General features: G+C 46.2%; 1 protein-coding gene. It reads left to right on the top strand.

Annotation, left to right across the window (positions count from 1 at the left end):
- On the top strand, positions 1–277 hold a 277-nt coding region (locus tag AC0QH1_RS00760), incomplete at both ends, for a peptidase inhibitor family I36 protein (RefSeq protein ID WP_324628813.1).

The following is a 277-nucleotide window of genomic DNA, read 5'->3' as shown; positions in this document are numbered from 1 at the left end:
TTAAAAGCCACGATTTACGAACACGGGAACTTCCAAGGAGCCAGTCAAGAACTAACCGAAGGCAGTTATAATATTGCCAGCTTGAAAATTGGCAACGATCGCCTCAGTTCGTTGCGCGTACCTGCGGGACTGAAAGTGACCCTGTACGAACATGCGAACTTTTCCGGACGCAGCAAAGTATTAACTCAGGATACCTCTTGGGTGGGTGATGATTTTAATGACATTACCTCTTCGATTAAGGTAGAAAAAAGTGGGGCGATGCCCTTAAAAGCCACGA

It is taken from the genome of Phormidium sp. CCY1219 (assembly GCF_055795085.1).
Note: the sequence above shows the minus strand (reverse complement) of the source record. Positions and strands in the feature narration are given on the sequence as shown.